The 6,000-nt window shown below is 72.8% G+C and carries 3 protein-coding genes; 2 read left to right on the top strand and 1 reads right to left on the bottom strand.

The genetic code is table 11. From position 1 onward, the window contains the following. Entirely contained in the window at positions 1 to 1,638 is a 1,638-nt protein-coding gene (locus tag AB0F71_RS30600) for an amidohydrolase (RefSeq protein ID WP_360241049.1), read from the top strand. Between the two features lie 209 nt (positions 1,639 to 1,847). Here the strand turns inward: AB0F71_RS30600 and AB0F71_RS30605 are convergent, their stop codons facing one another. Further along, the gene (locus tag AB0F71_RS30605; protein WP_360241052.1) at positions 1,848 to 2,621 is read right to left on the bottom strand and encodes a TetR/AcrR family transcriptional regulator; all 774 of its coding nucleotides are present in this window, start codon (positions 2,619 to 2,621) and stop codon (positions 1,848 to 1,850) included. A 466-nt stretch (positions 2,622 to 3,087) separates the two neighbouring features. On the opposite strand from AB0F71_RS30605, the gene AB0F71_RS30610 reads away from it, so the two are divergent. Then, on the top strand, positions 3,088 to 5,877 hold the full coding sequence (locus AB0F71_RS30610) for an SdrD B-like domain-containing protein (RefSeq protein ID WP_360241055.1): 2,790 nt from the start codon (positions 3,088 to 3,090) through the stop codon (positions 5,875 to 5,877). Positions 5,878 to 6,000 lie beyond the last annotated feature (123 nt).

Raw genomic sequence — 6,000 nt, forward strand, 5'->3', positions numbered from 1 at the left:
ATGACCGAGGCCGACCTCGTCCTCACCCACGGCCCCGTCCACACCGGCGACGCCGCCCGCACCCGGGCGAGCAGCCTGGCCGTGACCGGAGGGCGGATCACCGCCGTCGGCCACGACGAGGTCCACCAGTTGATCGGGCCGCGCACCGAGGTCGTGGACCTCACCGGCAAGCTGCTGCTGCCCGGCTTCCAGGACGCCCACATCCACGCGGTCTACGGCGGCGTCGAGTTGGCCGCCTGCGACCTCACCGGCACGGTCGGCGTGGCCGAGTACCTGGGCCGGATCCGCGACTACGCCGAGGCCAACCCCGACCAGGAGTGGATCACCGGCAGCGGCTGGTCCCTGGAGAGCTTCGAAGGCGGCCTGCCCACCAGGCAGTTGCTCGACTCCGTCGTCCCCGACCGCCCGGTCTACCTGACCAACCGGGACCACCACGGCGCCTGGGCCAACACCCGGGCCCTGGAGCTGGCGGGCCTCACCCGGGACACCCCCGACCCGGCCGACGGCCGGATCGAACGCGAACCCGACGGCACCCCGGCGGGCACCCTCCAGGAGGGCGCCACCGCACTGGTCGCCCGCCTGGTGCCCCCGGCCACCGCCGCCCAGCGACTGGCCGGCCTGCTCCGGGCCCAGCGCCTGCTTCACTCGCTCGGCATCACCGGCTGGCAGGACGCCCTGCTCGGCGAGTTCAACGGCCAGCCGGACCCGTCCGACGCCTACCTGGCCGCCGCCCGCTCCGGCGAACTGACCGCCCGGGTCACCGGCGCGCTCTGGTGGGACCGTGCGCGCGGCGCCGAACAGATCCCCGAACTCGTCCGGCGCCGCGCCGAGTTGAGCCACGGCCGGTTCCGGGCCGGCTCGGTGAAGATCATGCAGGACGGCATCGCGGAGAACTTCACCGCCGCGATGACCAGCCCCTACCTGGACGGCTGCGGCTGCGCCACCGCCAACTCCGGCCTCAGCTTCGTCGATCCGGCCGCGCTGTGCGAGTACGTCACCGAACTCGACGCGCTCGGCTTCCAGGTGCACTTCCACGCCCTCGGCGACCGGGCCGTCCGCGAGGCGCTGGACGCCGTCGAGGCCGCCCGGGCGAAGAACGGCCGCCGCGACACCCGGCACCACCTCGCCCACCTCCAGGTGGTGCACCCGGACGACCTGCCCCGCTTCGCCCGGCTCGGCGCCGTCGCCAACATCCAGCCGCTGTGGGCCGCGCACGAACCGCAGATGGACGAACTCACCATCCCCTTCCTCGGCCCTGAACGCGCCGCCTGGCAGTACCCCTTCGGCGGGCTCCAGCGGGCCGGTGCCACCCTCGCGGCGGGCAGCGACTGGCCGGTGAGCAGCCCCGACCCGCTGGCGGGCCTGCACGTCGCCGTCAACCGGATGGAACCCGGCGCCACCGACGACCGGGTCTTCCTGCCCGAGCAGCGCCTCGACCTCGCCTCCGCCCTCGCCGCCTACACCGCCGGCTCCGCCCACGTGAACGGCCACGACGACGCCGGCACGCTCGCCGTCGGGCAACTCGCCGACCTGGTCGTGCTCGACCGCGACATCCTCACCGGCCCCCCGGAGCAGATCGCCGAAGCCCGCGTGCTGCGCACCTACGTGGGGGGTGAACTCGTCCACGCGGCCGAGTGACCGACCAACGGGTCGCCGGGCCGCTGGCCCGGCGACCCGTGCCTGCGTGGCGACCCGTGCCTGCGTGGCGACCCGTGCCTGCGTGGCGACCCGTGCCTGCGTGGCGACCCGTGCCTGCGTGGCGACCCGTGCCCGTGTGGCGACCCTGCCGTCCTGCGGCGTGGCGCGTCCCTGCCGTACGGCCTCGGGGCTCCTCGGCCCCTGGGCGCCTAGCCGTCCGCGACGGGCCTCGCGCCTGGCGCCGCCCGCCCCCTCCCGCCCGCCGGGCGGCCTCCCCCCCTCAGCCCGCCGGCCAGGCGGGCCGCTGCGGCGTCGAGCAGCAGGTCGAGCGCGTACGGGTAGCCGCTGCGCCGCATGTCGGTGGAGAGCAGGTGGGCGGTGGCGGCGATGTGGGGGTGGGTGGCGGCGTCGAGGCGGGCGTAGGAGGCCTGCCAGACCTGGAGGTCTGCCGTGGCCGCGGCGGCGGGGAGGGCGAGGGCGGCGGCGTCCAGGGCGGCGAAGCCGAGGCTCTGGTCGACGAAGGCGTGGTAGATCGCGACGGCCTCCGGGTCGGGGAAGCCGGCGGTGCGCAGCACGCCGAGGATCGTCTCGACGGCGGCCGCCTCGTGGCTGCGTCCGGTGGTGCGGTGGGCGGCGAGCAGGGCGGCCTGGGGGTGGGCGAGGTAGGCGGTGTGGATCCGCAGGCCGATGGAGCGCAGGTCGGCGCGCCAGTCGCCGGTGGGGCGCCAGCCGGCCTGGGCGCGCCCGATGAGCTCGTCGGCGATGGCCAGCAGCAGGTCGTCGGTGCTGTGGAAGTAGCGGTAGACGGCGCTGGGGTCGGCGCCGAGCGCGGTGCCGAGCCGGCGGACGGTGAGCGCCTCGGCGCCGTGCTGCCCGACCAGCCGCAGTGCGGTGTCGATGATCAGCTCCCGGGAGAGCACGACGCCCTGCTTGGTGGGTCGCCGCCGACGGCGCTGGGGCTCGGGGACCACGCGTTCGCTCATGCCCGCAGGTTATGTCAGCGGTGTTGACGCAGGACAGGGGTGGGAGGTGCCGTTCGCGGTCGGACCGTGGGGGAGGTCGAGCGCGGGCAAAGGTTGCTCCTGGGGCTGGTGGGTTGGAATGAATCGTGGACGGTTCTGTGCAGGCCGTGACGAATTCCCGGGGCATTCGTAGTGCTGTTCGAGGTTCGGTCACCCTCCGTGGTCGGGCGGCTTTGTCGACTTGGCGCTCATTCCGTGTCGAGAGCTTGTCCGGGCCCGGGTTCCCGCTGGTGAGAGGGGGTGAAACCTGGCCATCCGTCAGGGGAGTCGTGGTGGATACGTCTGACAGGTCATCAAAGTTCCACAATCGACCACCCGGTTGGGTGAAATCCCTTTAAGCTCACGTTAACCACAGCAGTTTCAGGCCACGCTGTGGGCTCCCTCAGGTAGTCGGGCCATTTGGGCTCTTTGGACCATGAGAGCAGGGATGAACACAACGAATGAACTGATGAACGGCGCCGCGCGCGGCCCGGACCGGTCACGGGCGGGCCGGTCCGGCCGCCGCGTCGTGGGCCGGATCGCGGCGCTCGCCGTCGTCGTCGGCAGCAGCTCGCTGGCGGCGGTCCCGGCGGCGGTCTCGCAGACCGGCGACGGGACGGTCACGGTCCGGGTGATCCGGGCCGTGGACGACTCCGGCACCTGGACGCCCGCGCTGGAGCCGAACATGGCGGGCGTCAAGGTGACCCTCACCGACGACGCCGGGGTGTCGATCGACGGCACCACGGCGGCGGACGGCACGGTCACCCTGGCGCCCGCGACCAGCAAGGCCACCGGCGGCAAGTACCGCGTCCAGGTGGTGAATCCGAAGCCGGGCGTGCTGTTCCCGGCCTTCGCCTCCCGCCAGGGCCTGGACGGCGCGCCGAACCAGCTCAGCTCCAACGAGGAGTTCGTCGACCTCGGCGGGGGCAAGAACGTCTCCTACACCACCGGGCTGTGGAACCCGGCGGACTACTGCCAGAAGAACGCTCCGCTGGTGACCGCCTGCCAGACGCCCACCTACCAGGGCAAGTCCGAGCGCACCCTGGTCTCCTTCCCGTACAGCGCGCGCGGTCAGGAGGGCCCGGGCAAGGACGTCGTCGCGACGAAGGTCGCCACCGACGCCGACACCGGAACGATCTTCGGCATCGCCTGGAACAAGGCCGACAAGCGGGTGTTCTCCGCGGCGACGGCCAAGCGCACCACCGACTACGGCCCCGCCGGCTCCGGCGGGATCTACGTCACCGACATGAGCGACCCCACCAAGCCGGGGAAGACGAGCGTCTTCACCACCGTCCCGAACGCGGGCAGCACCGTGCACGGGTCCGGGACGGACGACGCCTTCCTCGACGTCCCCGGGAAGGAGAGCCTGGGCGGCATCAAGATCACCGACGACGGCAAGGATCTGTTCGTCGTCAACCTGAACGACCGCAAGCTCTACCGCTACGACGCCACCGCGCCGACGGCCTCGGCGCCGAAGGCCGCCTACCCGATCCCGGACCCCGGCTGCCCGTCGGCTGCGGACTGGCGTCCTTACGGTCTGGGGCTGCAGGACGGCACCGGCTTCCTCGGCGGGGTCTGCTCCGGCGAGTCCACCGGCAAGCTCACCGACGTGCGCGCCCTGGTCCTGCCGTTCGACCTGGCCACCGGGGCGTTCGGCAAGCCGGTGCTGGACCAGCCGATGGACTACCCCCGGCAGTCCACGGTCGGCAGCGGACCGTGCGACGGCGCCGGCTGGTTCGCCTGGACCAGCACCTTCCCGGCCTCGCAGAACGGCAAGGTCTGCGGCAACAGCACCATCGCGTTCCCCGAGCCCGAGCTCGGCGAGATCCTGTTCGAGACCGACGGCTCGATGCTGCTGGCCTTCAAGGACCGCTTCGCCGACCGCGGACCGGGCGCCCCGGCGCCCAACTCGGCCACCGTGATGTCCGGCGGCGACCTCAACAAGGCTTGCCCGTCGAACGGCACGTACGTGATGGACGTCAACCTCGGCTGCGGCAAGACCGTCCGCGGTGCCCGGTTCTTCTCCACCGGCTGGGACGCCGTCGGCCACCACAACACGGTGTTCGCCGGCATCGCGCTCTCGAAGGTCGAGAGCACCGTGGCGGGCTCCGCCTTCGACCCGGACCACACCCCGGTCGGCTACGGCACCTCCTTCATGGAGCGGGCGGACGGCAGCCACGACCCGAAGTTCGGGCTGCGGCTGACCCCGGCGGGGACCGGCTCCCCGTTCGGCAAGGGCGCGGCGATGGGTGACCTGGAAGTGCTCTGCGACCAGGCGCCGCTGCAGATCGGCAACCGGGTCTGGTACGACCCCGAGCGCAAGGGCATCCAGAACCCGGGCCAGACCCCGGTCAAGGGCGCCACCGTCAACCTCTACGACGAGTCGGGGAAGGTCCTCGGCACCACGAAGACCACGGCGCGCGGCGAGTACTACTTCGACAACAGCAACGTCCCCGGAGGCCTCAAGCCGCACACCAAGTACACCATCCGGATCGACAACCCCGCCGACTACGCCAAGGGCGGCCCGCTGTACCACTGGGTGCCCACCGACCACGACGTCGGCGACAACCACTTCATCGACTCGAAGGGCATCGTCCCCGCCGGCGCCAGGTTCCCCGAACGGGCGCTGACCACCGGCGGACCGGGCGAGAACGACCACACCTTCGACTTCGGCTACCGCCAGCAGGAGGGCGCGCTCAAGCTGGTCAAGAACGACCAGGACGGCAAGCCGCTCGCCGGTGCCAAGTTCCAGCTCTGGCACGAGACCAACGGCACCGACGGCCTCCAGGCCGCCGGGGCCAAGCCGGACACGCCCGTCGGTGACCCGTGCACCACCGGCAAGGACGGCATCTGCCAGGGCACCGGCGTGCCCGGGACGTACTACTGGCAGGAGTTGAGCCCGCCCGACGGCTACTCGGCGCCCGACAACACGGTCTTCGGACCGCTGGTGCTCACCGCCGACAACCTGGAGGACGGGGTCAGCGTCACGGCCGTCAACAAGCTCATCCCCACCCCGACGCCCACCGCGTCGTCGACGCCGACCCCGACGCCGACGACGGCCCCGCCGACGACCCCGCCGAGCACGCCGAACCCGCCGGCGCCCGCTCCCGGCGGCGAACTCCCGCACACCGGGGCCAGCAGCGCCATGCCGCTGATCGCGACCGGCGCCGCGGTGCTGATCGCCCTCGGCGCGGGACTGTTCCTGGTGGTGCGCCGACGCCGGGGCCAGCACCAGTAGCCCTGCTGTCGGCCACCCACCCCGGCCTGACGGGGTGACGCCCGGACCGGGCGGGTCCGCGGACCGAGAGGACCGCGGGCCCCCCCCGGGACCCGACCCGGGCCCCCCCCAGCCCCCACGCGA

It is taken from the genome of Kitasatospora sp. NPDC028055 (assembly GCF_040637885.1).
GTDB lineage: Bacteria > Actinomycetota > Actinomycetes > Streptomycetales > Streptomycetaceae > Kitasatospora.

Bases quoted from the DNA above. Each gene is read 5' to 3' on its own strand.
- AB0F71_RS30600 (WP_360241049.1), top strand. From the start codon at position 1: ATGACCGAGGCCGACCTCGTCCTCACCCACGGCCCCGTCCACACCGGC.
- AB0F71_RS30605 (WP_360241052.1), bottom strand. From the start codon at position 2,621: ATGAGCGAACGCGTGGTCCCCGAGCCCCAGCGCCGTCGGCGGCGACCC.
- AB0F71_RS30610 (WP_360241055.1), top strand. From the start codon at position 3,088: ATGAACACAACGAATGAACTGATGAACGGCGCCGCGCGCGGCCCGGAC.